Raw genomic sequence first — 14,849 nt, 5'->3', positions numbered from 1 at the left:
CAGATTTACGCGCAGCCCTTACCCCCTTAAAAAAAGCATAAAACCTATAAATGGCTTATTTTTGCGTATAGTAAACTATACAACCTTTCGGCGCGAGCGATAAAAAAGCTATACAAACCTGTGCCGTATTTGCGGCCGGAATTATCGCAATGGCATTGTAGCGTTTTTCTGCTGCGAGGCGTATTATAGATAGCTAAACACCAAACACCTCATGAAAAACCTGTTTATCCTTTTCTTTATTGCGCTGTCGTTTTCGGCCTGCAAAAAAGAGGCGGCCACAAAAGGGCCCTTGATAACCGTGGACCCCATACCGCCAAAGCTTATTTCCAGCGATACCTTGCGGACGGGCGGGCAATGGGGCCTCAATATAGGCGAAGCCCCAGCCACAGTGTATTCTAAGTTTCAGGCTATTATTGCCGATAGGCGGATAGATTACCTGGCTATAGTGGGCAACGTTTTTACCAATCTGGAAAGCCTGGAAAATAAGATACCTTTATACCGCACCGTTTACCTCGACGAAACCGTAGGCACCAGCACAGGTATCCAACTATATTTTACCGATAATAAGCTGAATAGCATATTCACCAACGATGGCGTGAAGCTGAAAAGATGGCCTCTCGTCAATGATGCAGCCCATTCGGTTGCTGTTGGCGATGTTATAGATGGCATCTACGCTAAATTAGTGAAGATTAAACAACAGGGAGCCTACACCAAAAAGTTCGAGCGCATTTCTATCTTCGATAAAGATATCACCAAAGTTTACGACCCCTTGATGAGCGCGTCGCCGCAATGGTACTTTATCTCGGTAACGGATGATACACATTACACTATGGTAACGCTAAATTTCAGCGCGGGTAAGCTGGCTTCCATTTATTCTACAGCCTACGAATTTACCCCCTCAAATGTGCCTGCGGGAAACACAACCTTGCAATATTGATACACCGCATTGCCGGTTATGAAAGGGGATCGGTGCTGATGCTACGCTCCCCTTTTTAATTTACTTTTAACCAGCCGGTAATGCTCATACGGGCTTTGTTGGTCAGCATTACTTCGTGCGCCATTTCGGTGCTTTTAAAAAACACGCTTTTGCCGTTGGTTGGCGGGATAAATTGCTCATGGCTTGCATGATGAATGCATAGCTCGCCGCCGTCTGCCAGTACCCAATCGGCGTTCAGGTACATGATCATGGAATAGGCGCGGCTGCCGTTATGCTGGAATTGGTCGATATGTTTTTTATAGAACGCCCCTTCCTCATACAAAGTGTAATGGAACTCGTAGCCAGTAATACCCGTGTAGCAGGTGCGGTTAAGGTATTCTACGAATTTGTCCATCAGATCGAAAAAGGAATTTTCGTGGGGATCGTTATGCTCGCGGCCCAGCCAGTAGATACTATCGCCCCTAACGAGTTTGTTATGCACCACCAGCGTTTCGTTCCCGGTGCCTGCGGCCAGAAGAAGGTTATTTCTAAATAAACCAATCAGGTTATCTTTTAAATGGCCGGAAAGCGCGGTGCTTAAGAAGTTCTCAGATATCCCTACGTGTGTTTTCAGGTAGGTGTCGATAAAATCGCTGAATGTTTTTTCCAATTGGGTGCACCGCATAGCGCGGTCCTGCATTTTGGTGAAGGTAGGTTTAAATAGTGGGATGCCCCGCATTTCAAACCATTCGCTGCCAATGAGGTTAATAATAACATGCAGCATACTACAAAGGAAGAGGCTACCCCGATTATGATAGGCGCCGAGGTTTTTATTGAACCCGGGCAAACGGCGGAAGAAATTGATGTATGGTTCATGCGGTTGAAGGAGGCAGGCATGAGGGTTACCCGCATCCGCCTGTTTGAAACCTATATGCATAAGCCTGATGGAAGCTGGGATTATACGCTGTTTGATATGGCTTATCGGGCAGCGGAAAAATATGGCATTAAAATATACGGCAACCTGTTCCCGGCTACCGCCTTTACGGATTTAGGAGGGCTGAAATTCCCGAAGGATGAGGACCATCTCGTGGCTATCGCCAGGTACATCGAAAATGCAGTCTCGCACTTCATGCAGTTCAAATCCTGTTATGGTTGGGTGCCGGTAAACGAGCCGGGCCTGGGGCATTTTCCGCAGGAACAATTCGCGACGGATAAATACCAGGAATGGAAAGTCGCGCAGGCGCACCCGGATTATAACAGCAATGGGTATGACCATTTCGATTTTGCTGATGAGCGTTTCCACCTGTACTACAATACCTGGTTTTTAAAATGGCTCACCAATGAAATACAGAAATACCATCCCGGCAGCATTATCCACGTAAACAATCACGCGATATTTAAGAACGTTGCTGAGTATGATTTCCCGGCCTGGCGCGATTTCCTGACCAGCCTGGGCGGCTCGGCGCATGCCAGCTGGCACTTTGAGTATTTCAAACGGGCGCAATACGCCATGGCTGTATCTGCCAATTGCGAGATACTGCGCTCGGGCGCGGGCGATATCCCCTGGTTCATGACAGAGCTGCAGGGCGGCAACAATACCTACAGCGGTTTCCTGGCGCTCTGCCCAAGTGCCGAAGAAATAAGCCAGTGGCTTTGGGTTGCTATCAGCGCCGAAAGCAAGGGGGCCATATTTTGGTGCCTTAACCCCCGTTCCTCGGGTATTGAAGCCGGCGAATGGGCAATGCTGAATTACCTGAACGAACCCAGCGACAGGTTATTGGCGGCAACCGAAGTTATTGATGTTGTGAACGCCAATCTGCACTTATTTGAAAACGCCAAAACGGTGGAGTCCGGCATCAATATTATATACACCCGCGAATCGCTTTGGGTAGAAAAGAAACTGCAAACCGGCGGCAAAAGTTACGAGGGCCGCGATGAAGGTGGCGTGATGAAATCGTCGCTGGCATATTACGAAGCCCTGAGCGAGGCCGGCATCCAGGCGAATTTTAAGGAAATAAGCGAGTTTGATTTCTCGAAGGAAGATTTTACAGGCATTGCAATCATCCTCGCGCATCAAATATCTATCCCGCATAAATACTGGCCCATGCTTGCCGCTTTTGTGCAAAACGGAGGCAAATTAATTGCCGATGGACTCACAGGGTACTACGACGAAAACGCGGTTGCTACCACGCGGCTGGGCTCGCCATTAAGAACACTTTTCGGTGCCGATATATTGGAGTATAAAGCCATCGATGATATGGAGGACATTATTGTTGCCGGAGTTTTGCTGCCCGCACTCCAATGGGTAGGACTGCTACGCCCGACAACCGGCGAGGCAATAGCTGAAAAGGGTAACGATATTTGGGCGGTGCAGAACAATTATGGCAGGGGACAGGCCTGGTGGATACCTTCGCTGATTGGTTTAGGCAACCGGGTATTGGAAGATTATACCGGGCTTAGCCAATTCCTGAAGGAGGCGCTCGACTATCCATCGATGAATATCCCCTTCCTGTTCGAATCCCCACAGAATGGCATGCTGATGAAAACCCTTAAAAACGGCAAGAACACTATAACCATCATCATCAACAAGTCTTCCGTACGCAAAGAGTTTAACATGCTAATGCAGGCCGCCTCGCCCGACCCCATTGTGCTGTTTGCCAATAAGGGCGGCAAAACCGGCGGTAACCATATCAGTATTGATACAGAGGAAACTATGGTTATCAAATGGGAATAGTTTTAAATTAGCACTTTGCTTTACATTGATATGAAAAAAATATTGCTCCTGATTGCCTGCTTTGTAAGCACAATGGCATTTGCCGATACCCCTAAAATCATCATCCCGCTTGGCGGCAATGCCTGGGTTAACGGCAGCGCGCTAATAACCGATGATGGCCTGATGCAATGGACCAGCCCAAAATCAACCGCCGGTATTTACTTTAGGGTGCCCTCCGCGCAGCAGCTCGACTTGTCGTTGCGGCTGCGTGTACCTGCCGGTAAAAGCACAATCAGCATCACCATTGGTAAAACGGTGTTTACAAAAGAATTCAGCAATGCCGGGTTCGATACCATCGCTATCGGTAAGGTGGATATTTTGCAAGCGGGTTACGTAAAAGTGAGCCTGACGGGCTTAAGCAAAACAGGGGGTGTTTACGCCATCGTATCAGATTTGATTGTGCAAGGCGCAAAGGATGCAGATAAGTTTACATACGTAAAAATCGGATTCTCTTACCATTTCGGCAGGCGCGGGCCATCCGTGCATCTGCGGTACGATGTGCCCTCGGATATCAAAAAAGAAGCGAAATGGTTTTATAACGAGATAAGCGTCCCCGCAAAAATGGATGTAGTTGGCTCGTACTTTATGGCCGATGGCTTTAGCGGCGGCTACTTCGGCATGCAGGTAAATTCGCCTACCGAGCGCCGGGTGCTGTTCTCGGTATGGAGTCCTTTTACTACCGACGACCCAAAAACTATCCCCGACAGTTTAAGAGTAATACTGCTTAAAAAAGGTGCCGGCGTACATGGCGGCGACTTTGGCGACGAAGGTTCGGGCGGGCAAAGCTATATGCTGTACCCATGGCAGGCCGGCAAAACGTATGCCTTCCTGCTGCGTGCCGAACCGGATAAGGCCACCAGGAGTACAACCTATACCGCCTGGTTTAAGGATGTTGCTTCGGGAAAATGGCTGTTGGTAGCCAGTTTCAGCAGGCCGCAAACCAAAACGTATTTAACCGGCCTATACTCCTTTGTAGAAAACTTTGAACCCGATAGCGGCGACCAGGTACGCCTGGCTAATTTCAAGAACCAATGGCTGGGCGATAGCAACAATCAATGGCACGAAGTGACCGGCGCCGTTTATACAGGCGATGCCACGGCAAACGCTAATTATCGTAAAGATTATGCAGGCGGCATCGACGGCAATATGTTCTTTCTGAAGAACGGCGGTTTTTTTGATGAACTGGTGCCTTTGAAGACGCCTTTTAAACGGGCCGCAAACGGTGTATCGCCGGTGATTGATTTGAGCGCGTTGCCTAAAGAATAAAAGGCAGAACAAGATTAACTTTGTGTATCGTCAATAAGCAAAATGTAACGTTCTTTTGTGGTAATGCCCAAACAATAAAATTATTATACGGCATAAGTTGCCTTTTCCAAAATTTAATTTTATATTGCATAACAAAACAAACAGCAATACGTTAAACTATTTGTAAACGGAATCGTCAAACAAGCGGTACGTATCTATTAACTTAAACAGCACACATTATGCAAAAAGCCTATCAATCCATTTATGTAGCGTTTTACAGGTGGAACTTCAAAAACTTCGGGCAGGGTACAAGCATCCCTCAATTCAAATCGATGTTCAACGTAAGCTTTTTGCTGGTGGTATTCCTTACCAATGCACTGCTGCTTACTAAGCTGATGATAAAAGGGCATCTGATCAACATTGGCCTGGGTGCCTGCGTTGCTATCGTAACCGGCGCGGTTTTCTTTTTGCTGGTTAATCACCTAATCCTTTTAAACAATCGCTGGTTCAAAAAAGTAAATGTGCAAATGGCGCATGTAAGCACCCGCCGCAACGTTAACATCTGCTCGGCGGCTTTATTATTAAACGTGTTCATCGCTTGCGGATTGAGCTTCATTTAAGCCTCCCCTAATTTTTCGATATACAAAGCCGCAATCTCTTGCGGCTTTTTTTGTGCCTTTATTTTTGTGATAAAATCAATCCTGAAATTTTATTTCTCTAGTTATCAGCCAATTAAAATAGATTTCATCAACAATCCTAATTGATTAGTTGCAATACTAATTGATTAGTATTAGCTTGCGTTATAATTATTAGAATAATGATAAAACTGGCTAAACGCGAAGAACAAATTATGCAGGCTTTCTGGAGCCTGGGCAAAGCTTATATCAAAGAAATCATCCCCGAACTGCCCGACCCTAAGCCACATTATAATTCGGTTGCTACCATGGTGAAGATACTGGAGGAGAAGGGCTTCCTGGACCATGAGACGGTGGGCAACATCTACAACTATTACCCAAAAATATCGCGCGAGGAGTATCAGAAGCATGCTATGAAAGATATCGTGAGCCAGTACTTCAACAACTCGTACCCCAGCATGCTGGCATTTTTTGCCAAAGAAGAAAAGATATCCGAAACCGAACTGGACGAAATTGTAAACCTCATTAAATCCAACAAGAAATGATACCTTATGTATTACATGTGGCCCTGCTGCTGGCCATTTGCCTGTTGTTTTACAAACTACTGCTGCAAAAGGAAACTTATTATAGCCTAAACCGCGCCGTACTTATCGGTTGCCTGGCTATGGCATTCCTGTTACCGCTGGTAAAAGTACCGCAGCAATGGGCCTTGCGCGATAGCCCGCAGCAGCCCGCCGCCAAACCCAGCACCCCGGTAGTAGCCTTGCACCTGCCGCAATTTGCGCCAACAACAAGCTATAAGTCGCAGCCACAAAACGCAGTCGTAAAGGCTGAGGCGGTTGCAGAACCGCAAGCGCCATTGATGCAGCGCATCATCAAATGGGCGGTTTACCTTTACTGGTTCGGCGTGGCGGCATTCGGCGCGAATTTGCTGTTACAGCTATGCGTGCTGGCTTACCAGGCTTACCGCAAGCCGGTGATACAAGATGGTGCCTTCCGCATCGTAGAGCTGGACGATGATAAAGCGCCCTGCAGCTTCGGCAACAGCATCTATATCAACCCGGCTAAATATGAACCCGAAACGTTTAATCAGATCCTGTTGCACGAGAAAGTGCACATTAAACAACGCCACAGCGTGGACCTGCTCTTAACCGAATTGGTGCTGGCCTTCCAGTGGTTCAACCCCTTTGCCTGGTTGTACCGCAAAGAAGTAGAAAGCAACCTGGAGTACCTGGCCGATAACGAAGTGCTGCACGATGCAACCGTAGAGCGCAGCGACTACCAGATGAACCTGCTGAAGGTTTCCGTGCCCAATTTATCCCTAAGAATTACAACCAACTATAATCAATCACTCTTAAAAAAACGAATTGTTATGATGAACGCAAAAAAATCTAACATACATACCGCCTGGAAATACCTGTTCCTGGTGCCCATGATGGCCTTTTTGGTATGTGCATTGAATGAGCCCGCCGCCTCCAGCGTAAAACTGGATGTAAACACCATGGCCGTTAAGGATACCAGGCCCAGCACCAGCGACGAAGGCAACTGGAAAGCAACCATCACCGGTAACAAGCTGGAACTTAAACTATACGAAGGCGACGACGACCACAACCACATGAGCAACTCCAACTTTTTGGTAAGCGAATTTACCGCCCTGCCAATAGGCCAGGAGGGTGCTTTTAAGCTGGTACGCGAGGCGGGTATAATGCAGTTTACCGGCCGTTTCGATGGCGGTAAAGGCTCGGGCAAATACAAGTTTACCCGCGATGCTGCATACTTCACGTTCCTCAAGGGCGAGGGAATCTCAGGCGTCGGTCACGATGATGAGATGGCATTCTTCTTCCTCAACATTAAAAAGACCTACGTTACCATGTTGAAGAACAATGGTTACAAAACCTCATCTAAAGATGATGTGATAGCCTGTTCGGCACTTGGGGTTGATGAGCCGTATATCCGTTCGATGAAACAAAACGGCTACCCCAACATTACCCTGCAACAGCTGATAACCGGCCGCGCCCTGGGCATCAATAGCGCATTTATTGCCGATATACACAAAGCCGGCTACCCAAAAGTAGATTGGGAGAAGCTGGTGAGCTTTAAAGCACAAGGCATCGATGGCAAATACATCAGCAAGTTTAAAGCCGCCAACAAAAAGCCTGGCGTGGTAAGGGCAGATGCATCATCTGATGATATGATTGCCTTTAAAGCATTGAATGTCGACGATGCCTACATCAACGCCCTTAAAAAAGAAGGTTACACCAACCTGCAGGCCAGCACCCTAACCAGCATGAAGGCCGTTGGCGTTGATGCTGCCTATATCCATGGCTTTAAGGCTGCTGGATATAACAATATATCGGCAGATAACCTGATATCACTAAAATCCCTTGGCATCACCCCTGAATTTATGGTCAGTTTTAAAGCTGCGGGTTATAAGCAACTATCAGTAGATCAAGCCTCCTCTTTGAAAGCACTCGGCATAACGCCCGAATATTTAAATGGCTTTAAAGATGCCGGCTACGGCAACATTAGCGTGGATAACGCCAGCGGCTTAAAAGCCCTGGGCATTACGCCGGAATATCTTAAGGGCTTCAAGGATATCGGCTTCAAAGTATCGCTTGATGATGCCACCGCCCTAAAGGCTATGGGCATTACGCCGGAGTACATTACCCAAATGAAAGAGAAGGGCTTCAAATCCGACGATATCAATAAATACATTACGCTGAAGGCTGCGTTCTAAGCAGATAAGCACAAAAAGAGCGCCCCGGGGATTTTGTCCTCGGGGCGTTTCGCTTTAATAGGGGTCGTTCGCTTTTAGGCTGCCAGCTGGTGCTCTACCTTATCAAGCAATACAGCCATATCAAAAGGCTTGCTCAGTATATCGTTTGGCGGGCCGTCTTGCTGCAGGGTTAGGGCTATATCGTCGTTGCTGGAGCATATGATTACCGGCAAATCCTTGGTATCTTTATTCAGCTTGATGGTTCGACATATATCGCGGCCATCGGCATCGGGCATGCTGATATCCATAATCACCAGATCGGGATGGGTGGCATTTATTTTCGTAACTGTCGCCGCGCCCTGATTCAGGGTAATTACATCATAGCCATTACTGGTCAGTATATAGCTCATTACTTCAGTAATCAGCACATTGTCGTCAACTATCAATATCTTCTTGTTCATGGCTATGTATTTCAGTTAGTTATACAAAGGCCATGCCGTTTATTAACCCTGGCTTAAATTACTTAGTCCCGGATGAAACTAGGTGGCAATTTTTCTGGGGTCAGCTACAAAAAAGGGGCTTATGCTAACTAACGACTGATAAAACCCGTGGTTTAAAACGTAACGCTAAGGCCTGTGGTAAATAGAAAGTAAACCCCGTTTTGTTGCGTATTGTTCACATAGTTAACCTGTTTTACCGGCTTTATAAAATAAGGGGTAAAATTCAGCTGCACCTTGCCAATAGTATAAGCAACCGGCAGCGAGCCAGATAACGCAAGCAGGTTGTACGATGCTACCTCGCGCTGATGCTCTTCCGTTACCGTTTCGTTTATTATAGTTTGCTTAGGCTGCTGCGGAAATAAAATGTTGATGGGCGTTGGCGATGTGGGGTTATCAACAGAACGCTGCACCACCGAGTTGGTGTAGTACGTTTCGCTAAAACGCTGCGTGCCCGCGTAAAGCGTAATGGTAGGCGTTACCTTCAGTCCACCGGTTTGGGCCTTGCCGGTTTTCAGTACGGTAATTTCCTTGGATAACTCGGCATTGTTCACGATATCGTTCTTGTCGTTCTTACCTAAACGATAGCTGGCGCCCAGGGTTAGCTTGGCTATATTGCCGGGATTGAAGTAAAGCTGGCCATCCAAGGTGGCGTTGAACGATGAAAGGATTATGGGGCTGGCATCGCTAATAAAATATTTGGTCGCCGAAACCGAGCCACCGTAGTACCGCGCTTTATCGAAAGCGAAAACATAGCCCGGGGTTACGCTCAGCCCGCCGTCGCCATTGCTTTGGCCGCCCACATCAAAGTAACCAATGGCGCTTATAAAAAAACCTTGTTTAGACACAATAGTGAACGTAGGTAGCAGCAGGGGTACGCTGGTTTCGTCGCGGCGGCCGGCGTAGGTAAGGTTAGAGATATATTGCAAGCCGGCGTTGAAAAAAAGCGGCTTTACGGTTGGCGTGGCGGCAAGGGTGTCTTTTTTTACCTGTTGCGCCATTGCGGCGATAGTGCTTGTTACGAGTAGGATGGTGCTGATAAGCCGACGGTTTTTCATGATAAGTAATGGCTGAAAAAATGCTTGTATAATCAAAAAGGCCTTAGCGGCCTTTTTGATTTGGATTTGCGTACGGTTTTATTGCTTAACGGCTTTCACGGTTGTTTTACCGGTACCGGCGGCAGAAACGCTTACCTTCTTTTTGCCAACTGTTGCGCTGGTAGTAGATGGGCTTGTGCTATTACCGGTAGCCTTTATGCTTTTTGCCGATACGTTTGTGCTGGCCGAACTATTAACCGTGCTTGAGCTGGTAGCGCCGACGTTTGCATTATCTACGCGGTTGCCGGCCGCAGTAAGCGCGTTGCTGGTTTTAACAAGGGCGGCATCTTTTTTAGCGTTGGCGCTTGCGGCAACAGCCGAGCCGGTGTTGGCTACGTTTGTGGTAGCATCGGCAGTTTGGGTGGTGATGCCCTGTGTGCCGGCAACCGTTGCACTGCCGTTCGCGGCAACATTGCTGGTATTTAAAGCGGCGTTGCTTGTAGCGTTTACGCTCGAATTTACGCCCGCGTTGACCGCGCTCGCCTTGGCGGCATTGGCAGCAGCCTGCGTAGCGGCATTCTGTGCTGTGGCCTGCACCTGCTGGGTAACGCCGGCGGTTGTGTTTACGGCTCTTTGCGCTATTGTGGCAGCGCTTACCGTAGGGGTGGTAGCCTGCGCAACGATTTTGGTTGCTGTAGTTGCGCCAATGTTGACTTGTGCTTTAGCGGCGGTGTTTGCAATAAACAGCGCTGCTGCAAATAAAACTGGTTTTACTAAATTTTTCATGTTGGTATATTTAAGTAACAGATAAATTTGATAGAGATGCCCTATCAGCAAAGATTTGGCAAATGCTGTACCAATCGGTAAAATGGCTTTAGGAGGAGCATCTTCCCCGTGCAAAAAAAACGCACTGTGTTCAGAAAAGCATACAGTTTCTGTTTGGAGACGCATACTGCATTTGCGGCAAGGTAGGCCGAAAGAAGAAGCGGGTACGCTGGAAAGTTTGAGGGCTTTGTTGCCGGGCAAGGGGCGATCTTTTACCGTGAATATGCCAGCATAATGTTCCCCGGGGAACATTCTCACACCGCCAATTGTGCAAAAAAGGGGTTTACAGAAGGTTTACAGAAATTGGAAAATAAACGTGTTAATCATTTGACAATCATGCGTTTAAAAAAATATTCGGGTTTACACTTTTTGCGGCTAATATTACCCTTTCTAAGAAGTTTACGGGTTCAAAAATAAATTCTTGCTGATAGAAGGGATAATGCCTTTCTCCAACGCAGTATCAAACAACAGCTTAACGGCCTTTTTACCTTCCTCACCCAAATCAACCGAGAACTTATTAACGTATAGGTCGATGTGTTTGTACATTACCTCTTCGCTCATTTCCTGCGCGTGCGAGCGGATGTATTCCAGCCCCGATTTGGGGTTGGCAAAGGCAAACTCTACTGAGCGTTTCAGCACCCTGTTTATCTTATGCTGCACATCCAGGGGCAAACTGCGATTGGCTACGATGCCGCCTAGCGGGATGGCGCAGCCTGTACGTTTTTCCCAATAGTCGCCCAGGTCAACAACCTTATGCAGGCCCTTATCCTGGTAAGTAAAACGGTTCTCGTGGATGATGAGGCCAACATCCACTCTGCCATCTAAAACTGCGTTTTCTATATCGGAGAAAACCAACTCCTGTTTATTAATCGCCTGTGGAAAAGCCAGTCCAAGTAAAAAATTAGCGGTGGTGTATTTGCCTGGAATGCCGATTTTAAGCAATGGGTTTTGCTCTAAATCAGCAACTGAAAATTCCGATTTTGAAATCAACATCGGCCCCACGCCGAAACCCAGCGCACTCCCCGCATTCAGCAAAATATACTTATCTGCCGCGTAGGCAAAGGCGTGGTAGCTCAGCTTGGTAATATCCAGCTCGCCGCGGAAGGCTTTCTGATTAAGGGTTTCCACATCATCATAAAACGCCTCAAATTCCAGCCCTTCGGTATCAATCTTATGATGGATAAGCGCATCGAAAATAAAAGTATCGTTTGGGCACGGCGAAAAGCCAAGTGTAAGTTTGCCCCCTAACCCCCTGAAGGGGGAATCTTTTAAAGTGGTCATTTATTTACTATAATTATTTACTCCCCCTTCAGGGGGCTGGGGGGCTATGCTTTTAGTGTATTCAGCAAATCGATGGCAAAGGTATCCAGATTTTTAACGGCGAGCCCTATGCGCCAGTTGTCGCGGTTGCGCTTTTCCACGTAATTTGACACTGCCCTGATTTGTACGCACGGCACCCCGGCCTGCCTGCAGGCATAAAAAAAGGCCGCACCTTCCATGCTTTCCAATTGCGGGTTTAGGCGCTGCACAACTTTCGCTATCGATTCGTCCTCGCCATGCACAGTATTCACCGTAATAGAGCGTACCTGTTTAAGATTTTTGTACTTGCCGGCCGCTTTGGTGCCTTTAAAGATATTAGCAATAGTTTCCGATGCCTTAAAGCTGCTTTCTCCCAACCCCATCAGGCTGATGGGCAAAAAGGCGTCGGCATCCTCGGCGCCCAATTCGGCCAGGCTATCGTCTATCACTTCCACCACTTCGCCCAATTCTATGCGGCGGTCGAAACTTCCGGCCACGCCAAGGTTAATGGCCAGGTCGTATTGATTGGTCGCCAGTTCTTTACCCAGGGCAAAGGCGGTAGCAACCATCCCTACGCCCGTGATTAGCAACGAATTGGTTATGCCTTCGGGGGCGTTGGCCGTCTTGAAAATATTCTTCTTTTCCGAATCGGATATACGGAAACCAAAGTCCAGGATAAACCCGCCAACTTCCATCCCCGTTGCCGCTACAAACAATATCCGCATAAATCCAATTATATTTATGGGCACTAAGATAAACAACTCGGCTATTTTTGTTTTGTATATTTGCACCATTAATTGCTATGATGATACATATTACGCGCAAAGAACACTTTAACGCAGCACACCGCATGTACCGCGAGGAGTGGAGCGCAGAAAAAAACGCTGAAGTGTTTGGCAAATGCGCCAACCCCAACTGGCACGGCCATAATTACAACCTGTTTGTAACCGTTAAAGGCGAAATTACCCATGCAACCGGATACCTGATAGACCTTAAGGAGCTTAAGGAAATCATTAACGAGCATGTGATAGAAAAGTTGGACCATAAAAACCTCAACCTGGATGTGGATTTTATGAAAGGCAAAATGGCATCAACCGAGTTGCTTACTATCGAGATATTCAACCAGCTTAAAGGCCCTATCGAGGCTTATCCGGGTGTGTTCCTGCATTCGGTACGATTATTTGAAACCGACAACAACTCTGCCGAGTATTTTGGCGGCTAAGCCCGAACTATGAATAACGATACCCATATCCCCGATAGGGAAGACGATATCAGCGGCTACCAAAAGATAGACCGCTACAACCCCGGGCTAATTGAAAGCTTATCGGCCAATTACCTGCAAGTTTTGAAGCATGTTGGCGAGAACCCCGCACGCGAAGGGCTTTTGAAAACACCCGAACGCATGGCAAAAGCTATGCTGTACCTTACCCATGGCTACGACCTTAACGCAACAGAGATTTTGAACTCAGCCATGTTCAAGGAAGATTACAGCCAGATGGTTATCGTGAAAGACATTGAGGTGTACTCCATGTGCGAGCATCACATGCTGCCCTTCTTCGGCAAGGCGCATATTGCCTATATACCCAATGGCTACGTGGTTGGCTTAAGTAAAATACCCCGCGTGGTTGATGCCTTTGCCCGCCGCCTGCAGGTGCAGGAACGTTTGACCAACGAAATACGCGATTGCATACAGCAAACCCTTAACCCAATTGGCGTGGGCGTGGTGATAGAGTGCCGCCACCTGTGCATGAGCATGCGCGGCGTACAAAAGCAAAACTCGGTAACCACCACATCGGCGTTTACCGGCGAGTTTTTAAAAGAAAAAACCAGGACAGAGTTCCTGAATTTGATTAGTTCGAAACTGAGTTAGTTCATTTGTTCAAGGTCATTAGTCATTGGTGCAGAGTCGCCACTTATTCTACTAATGAACCAATGAACGACTGAACCAATAAACCAAACCAAATGAAAGCATACATTTTCCCTGGGCAGGGTGCCCAGTTCCCAGGCATGGGTAAAGACCTTTACGAGCAAAGCGAACAGGCAAAAGCGCTTTTCGAACAAGCCAACGAAATTTTGGGTTTCCGCATTACCGATGTAATGTTCGATGGTGCCGAGGAGGACCTGAAGCAAACCAACGTAACCCAGCCTGCTATATTCCTGCACTCGGTTATCCTGGCAAAAGTAATGGCCGGTTTTGAGCCGGAGATGGTTGCCGGGCATTCGCTCGGCGAATTCTCCAGCCTGGTGGCATCAGGGGCTTTATCTTTTGAGGATGGGCTTCGCCTGGTTGCAGCACGCGCCAACGCCATGCAAAAAGCCTGCGAAATACAGCCGGGCACCATGGCCGCTGTTTTGGCGCTGGATGATTTTACCGTTGAGGATATATGCCACCAGGTAAGCGATGTGGTGGTACCGGCTAACTACAACTGCCCGGGGCAGCTGGTGATATCGGGCAGCATTGCTGGTATTGATGCCGCTTGCGAAAAAATGTTGGCCGCCGGTGCCAAACGCGCCCTGAAACTAAACGTAGGCGGCGCTTTCCACTCCCCGTTGATGGAAGCTGCGAGGGTTGAGCTGCAGGATGCCATACTGCAAACCCAATTCAACGCACCGGTTTGCCCGGTGTACCAAAATATTGATGCCAAGCCACATACCGATGTGGAAGAGATAAAGAAAAACCTGATAGCGCAGCTAACAGGCCCTGTACGCTGGACGCAGACCGTGGAACAGATGCTACGCGATGGCGCCACCTCCTTTACCGAAGTTGGCCCGGGGAAAGTGCTGCAAGGCCTGGTAAAAAAGGTGAACAAGGAAGTACCTACTGCCGCAGCTGTATTATAAAAGTTAAAGCAAAACTTATTGCGCTGTAATTAGTTTTGCTTATAACGATTAAATAGCTTTAACAA

General features: G+C 47.7%; 15 protein-coding genes. 9 read left to right on the top strand and 6 right to left on the bottom strand.

The features are described from left to right. Positions 1-211 precede the first annotated feature (211 nt). The gene (locus AC1DYT_RS13220; RefSeq protein ID WP_477470070.1) at positions 212-937 is read left to right on the top strand and encodes a hypothetical protein; all 726 of its coding nucleotides are present in this window, start codon (positions 212-214) and stop codon (positions 935-937) included. 55 nt (positions 938-992) lie between these two features. Here AC1DYT_RS13220 and AC1DYT_RS13215 read toward each other — a convergent pair whose 3' ends face one another. Further along, positions 993-1,700, bottom strand: a complete 708-nt coding sequence (locus tag AC1DYT_RS13215; RefSeq protein WP_477470069.1) for a 2OG-Fe(II) oxygenase — start codon at positions 1,698-1,700, stop codon at positions 993-995. On the opposite strand from AC1DYT_RS13215, the gene AC1DYT_RS13210 reads away from it, so the two are divergent. The 5 genes from AC1DYT_RS13210 (at position 1,692) to AC1DYT_RS13190 (ending at position 8,306) form a co-directional block, all read left to right on the top strand. After that, positions 1,692-3,650, top strand: coding sequence for a beta-galactosidase trimerization domain-containing protein (locus AC1DYT_RS13210; protein WP_477470068.1), 1,959 nt, complete (start codon positions 1,692-1,694; stop codon positions 3,648-3,650). The two genes, AC1DYT_RS13215 and AC1DYT_RS13210, sit on opposite strands and share 9 nt — an antisense overlap. 30 nt (positions 3,651-3,680) lie before the next feature. Continuing rightward, positions 3,681-4,955, top strand: a complete 1,275-nt coding sequence (locus AC1DYT_RS13205; RefSeq protein WP_477470067.1) for a DUF3472 domain-containing protein — start codon at positions 3,681-3,683, stop codon at positions 4,953-4,955. A 218-nt stretch (positions 4,956-5,173) separates the two neighbouring features. After that, the gene (locus AC1DYT_RS13200; RefSeq protein ID WP_477457852.1) at positions 5,174-5,554 is read left to right on the top strand and encodes a hypothetical protein; all 381 of its coding nucleotides are present in this window, start codon (positions 5,174-5,176) and stop codon (positions 5,552-5,554) included. 197 nt (positions 5,555-5,751) lie between these two features. Further along, positions 5,752-6,114: a BlaI/MecI/CopY family transcriptional regulator gene (locus AC1DYT_RS13195; RefSeq protein ID WP_477470066.1), complete on the top strand. Its 363-nt coding sequence runs from the start codon at positions 5,752-5,754 to the stop codon at positions 6,112-6,114. Continuing rightward, positions 6,111-8,306 (top strand): M56 family metallopeptidase, encoded by a 2,196-nt coding sequence (locus tag AC1DYT_RS13190; RefSeq protein ID WP_477470065.1) that lies wholly within the window; start codon positions 6,111-6,113, stop codon positions 8,304-8,306. Before AC1DYT_RS13195 ends, AC1DYT_RS13190 begins: the two co-directional genes overlap by 4 nt. A 74-nt stretch (positions 8,307-8,380) precedes the next feature. Here AC1DYT_RS13190 and AC1DYT_RS13185 read toward each other — a convergent pair whose 3' ends face one another. The 5 genes from AC1DYT_RS13185 to mqnB form a co-directional block, all read right to left on the bottom strand. Continuing rightward, positions 8,381-8,746, bottom strand: coding sequence for a response regulator (locus AC1DYT_RS13185; RefSeq protein ID WP_477470064.1), 366 nt, complete (start codon positions 8,744-8,746; stop codon positions 8,381-8,383). A gap of 152 nt (positions 8,747-8,898) precedes the next feature. Beyond that, positions 8,899-9,840, bottom strand: coding sequence for a hypothetical protein (locus AC1DYT_RS13180; RefSeq protein ID WP_477470063.1), 942 nt, complete (start codon positions 9,838-9,840; stop codon positions 8,899-8,901). Between the two features lie 78 nt (positions 9,841-9,918). Next, a complete protein-coding gene (locus tag AC1DYT_RS13175; protein WP_477470062.1) occupies positions 9,919-10,605 on the bottom strand; it encodes a hypothetical protein in 687 nt (228 codons plus the stop codon). A gap of 438 nt (positions 10,606-11,043) precedes the next feature. Next, complete coding sequence (locus AC1DYT_RS13170; RefSeq protein ID WP_477470061.1) at positions 11,044-11,925, bottom strand: menaquinone biosynthesis family protein; 882 nt, start codon at positions 11,923-11,925, stop codon at positions 11,044-11,046. A gap of 44 nt (positions 11,926-11,969) precedes the next feature. Continuing rightward, positions 11,970-12,668, bottom strand: a complete 699-nt coding sequence (mqnB, locus tag AC1DYT_RS13165; RefSeq protein ID WP_477470060.1) for a futalosine hydrolase — start codon at positions 12,666-12,668, stop codon at positions 11,970-11,972. Positions 12,669-12,748: 80 nt separating this feature from the next. Here mqnB and AC1DYT_RS13160 point away from each other — a divergent pair, with 80 nt between their 5' ends. From AC1DYT_RS13160 to fabD, 3 genes are all read left to right on the top strand, one after another. Beyond that, on the top strand, positions 12,749-13,165 hold the full coding sequence (locus tag AC1DYT_RS13160; RefSeq protein WP_477458014.1) for a 6-pyruvoyl trahydropterin synthase family protein: 417 nt from the start codon (positions 12,749-12,751) through the stop codon (positions 13,163-13,165). Positions 13,166-13,174: 9 nt separating this feature from the next. Further along, positions 13,175-13,813, top strand: a complete 639-nt coding sequence (gene folE, locus AC1DYT_RS13155) for a GTP cyclohydrolase I FolE (protein WP_477457842.1) — start codon at positions 13,175-13,177, stop codon at positions 13,811-13,813. 92 nt (positions 13,814-13,905) lie between these two features. Next, a complete protein-coding gene (gene fabD / locus AC1DYT_RS13150; RefSeq protein ID WP_477470059.1) occupies positions 13,906-14,784 on the top strand; it encodes an ACP S-malonyltransferase in 879 nt (292 codons plus the stop codon). Positions 14,785-14,849 lie beyond the last annotated feature (65 nt).

The sequence above is a fragment of the Mucilaginibacter sp. P1_D10 genome, from assembly GCF_056406215.1.
This window is presented reverse-complemented; position numbering and strand designations above follow the sequence as displayed.

Excerpts from the sequence above, each read along its gene's own strand:
- mqnB (WP_477470060.1), bottom strand. The coding sequence starts at position 12,668 with ATGCGGATATTGTTTGTAGCGGCAACGGGGATGGAAGTTGGCGGGTTT.
- AC1DYT_RS13190 (WP_477470065.1), top strand. The coding sequence starts at position 6,111 with ATGATACCTTATGTATTACATGTGGCCCTGCTGCTGGCCATTTGCCTG.
- AC1DYT_RS13200 (WP_477457852.1), top strand. The coding sequence starts at position 5,174 with ATGCAAAAAGCCTATCAATCCATTTATGTAGCGTTTTACAGGTGGAAC.
- AC1DYT_RS13175 (WP_477470062.1), bottom strand. The coding sequence starts at position 10,605 with ATGAAAAATTTAGTAAAACCAGTTTTATTTGCAGCAGCGCTGTTTATT.
- AC1DYT_RS13215 (WP_477470069.1), bottom strand. The coding sequence starts at position 1,700 with ATGCTGCATGTTATTATTAACCTCATTGGCAGCGAATGGTTTGAAATG.
- AC1DYT_RS13195 (WP_477470066.1), top strand. The coding sequence starts at position 5,752 with ATGATAAAACTGGCTAAACGCGAAGAACAAATTATGCAGGCTTTCTGG.
- AC1DYT_RS13205 (WP_477470067.1), top strand. The coding sequence starts at position 3,681 with ATGAAAAAAATATTGCTCCTGATTGCCTGCTTTGTAAGCACAATGGCA.
- AC1DYT_RS13220 (WP_477470070.1), top strand. The coding sequence starts at position 212 with ATGAAAAACCTGTTTATCCTTTTCTTTATTGCGCTGTCGTTTTCGGCC.
- AC1DYT_RS13210 (WP_477470068.1), top strand. The coding sequence starts at position 1,692 with ATGCAGCATACTACAAAGGAAGAGGCTACCCCGATTATGATAGGCGCC.
- AC1DYT_RS13180 (WP_477470063.1), bottom strand. The coding sequence starts at position 9,840 with ATGAAAAACCGTCGGCTTATCAGCACCATCCTACTCGTAACAAGCACT.
- AC1DYT_RS13160 (WP_477458014.1), top strand. The coding sequence starts at position 12,749 with ATGATACATATTACGCGCAAAGAACACTTTAACGCAGCACACCGCATG.
- AC1DYT_RS13170 (WP_477470061.1), bottom strand. The coding sequence starts at position 11,925 with ATGACCACTTTAAAAGATTCCCCCTTCAGGGGGTTAGGGGGCAAACTT.
- AC1DYT_RS13185 (WP_477470064.1), bottom strand. The coding sequence starts at position 8,746 with ATGAACAAGAAGATATTGATAGTTGACGACAATGTGCTGATTACTGAA.
- folE (WP_477457842.1), top strand. The coding sequence starts at position 13,175 with ATGAATAACGATACCCATATCCCCGATAGGGAAGACGATATCAGCGGC.
- fabD (WP_477470059.1), top strand. The coding sequence starts at position 13,906 with ATGAAAGCATACATTTTCCCTGGGCAGGGTGCCCAGTTCCCAGGCATG.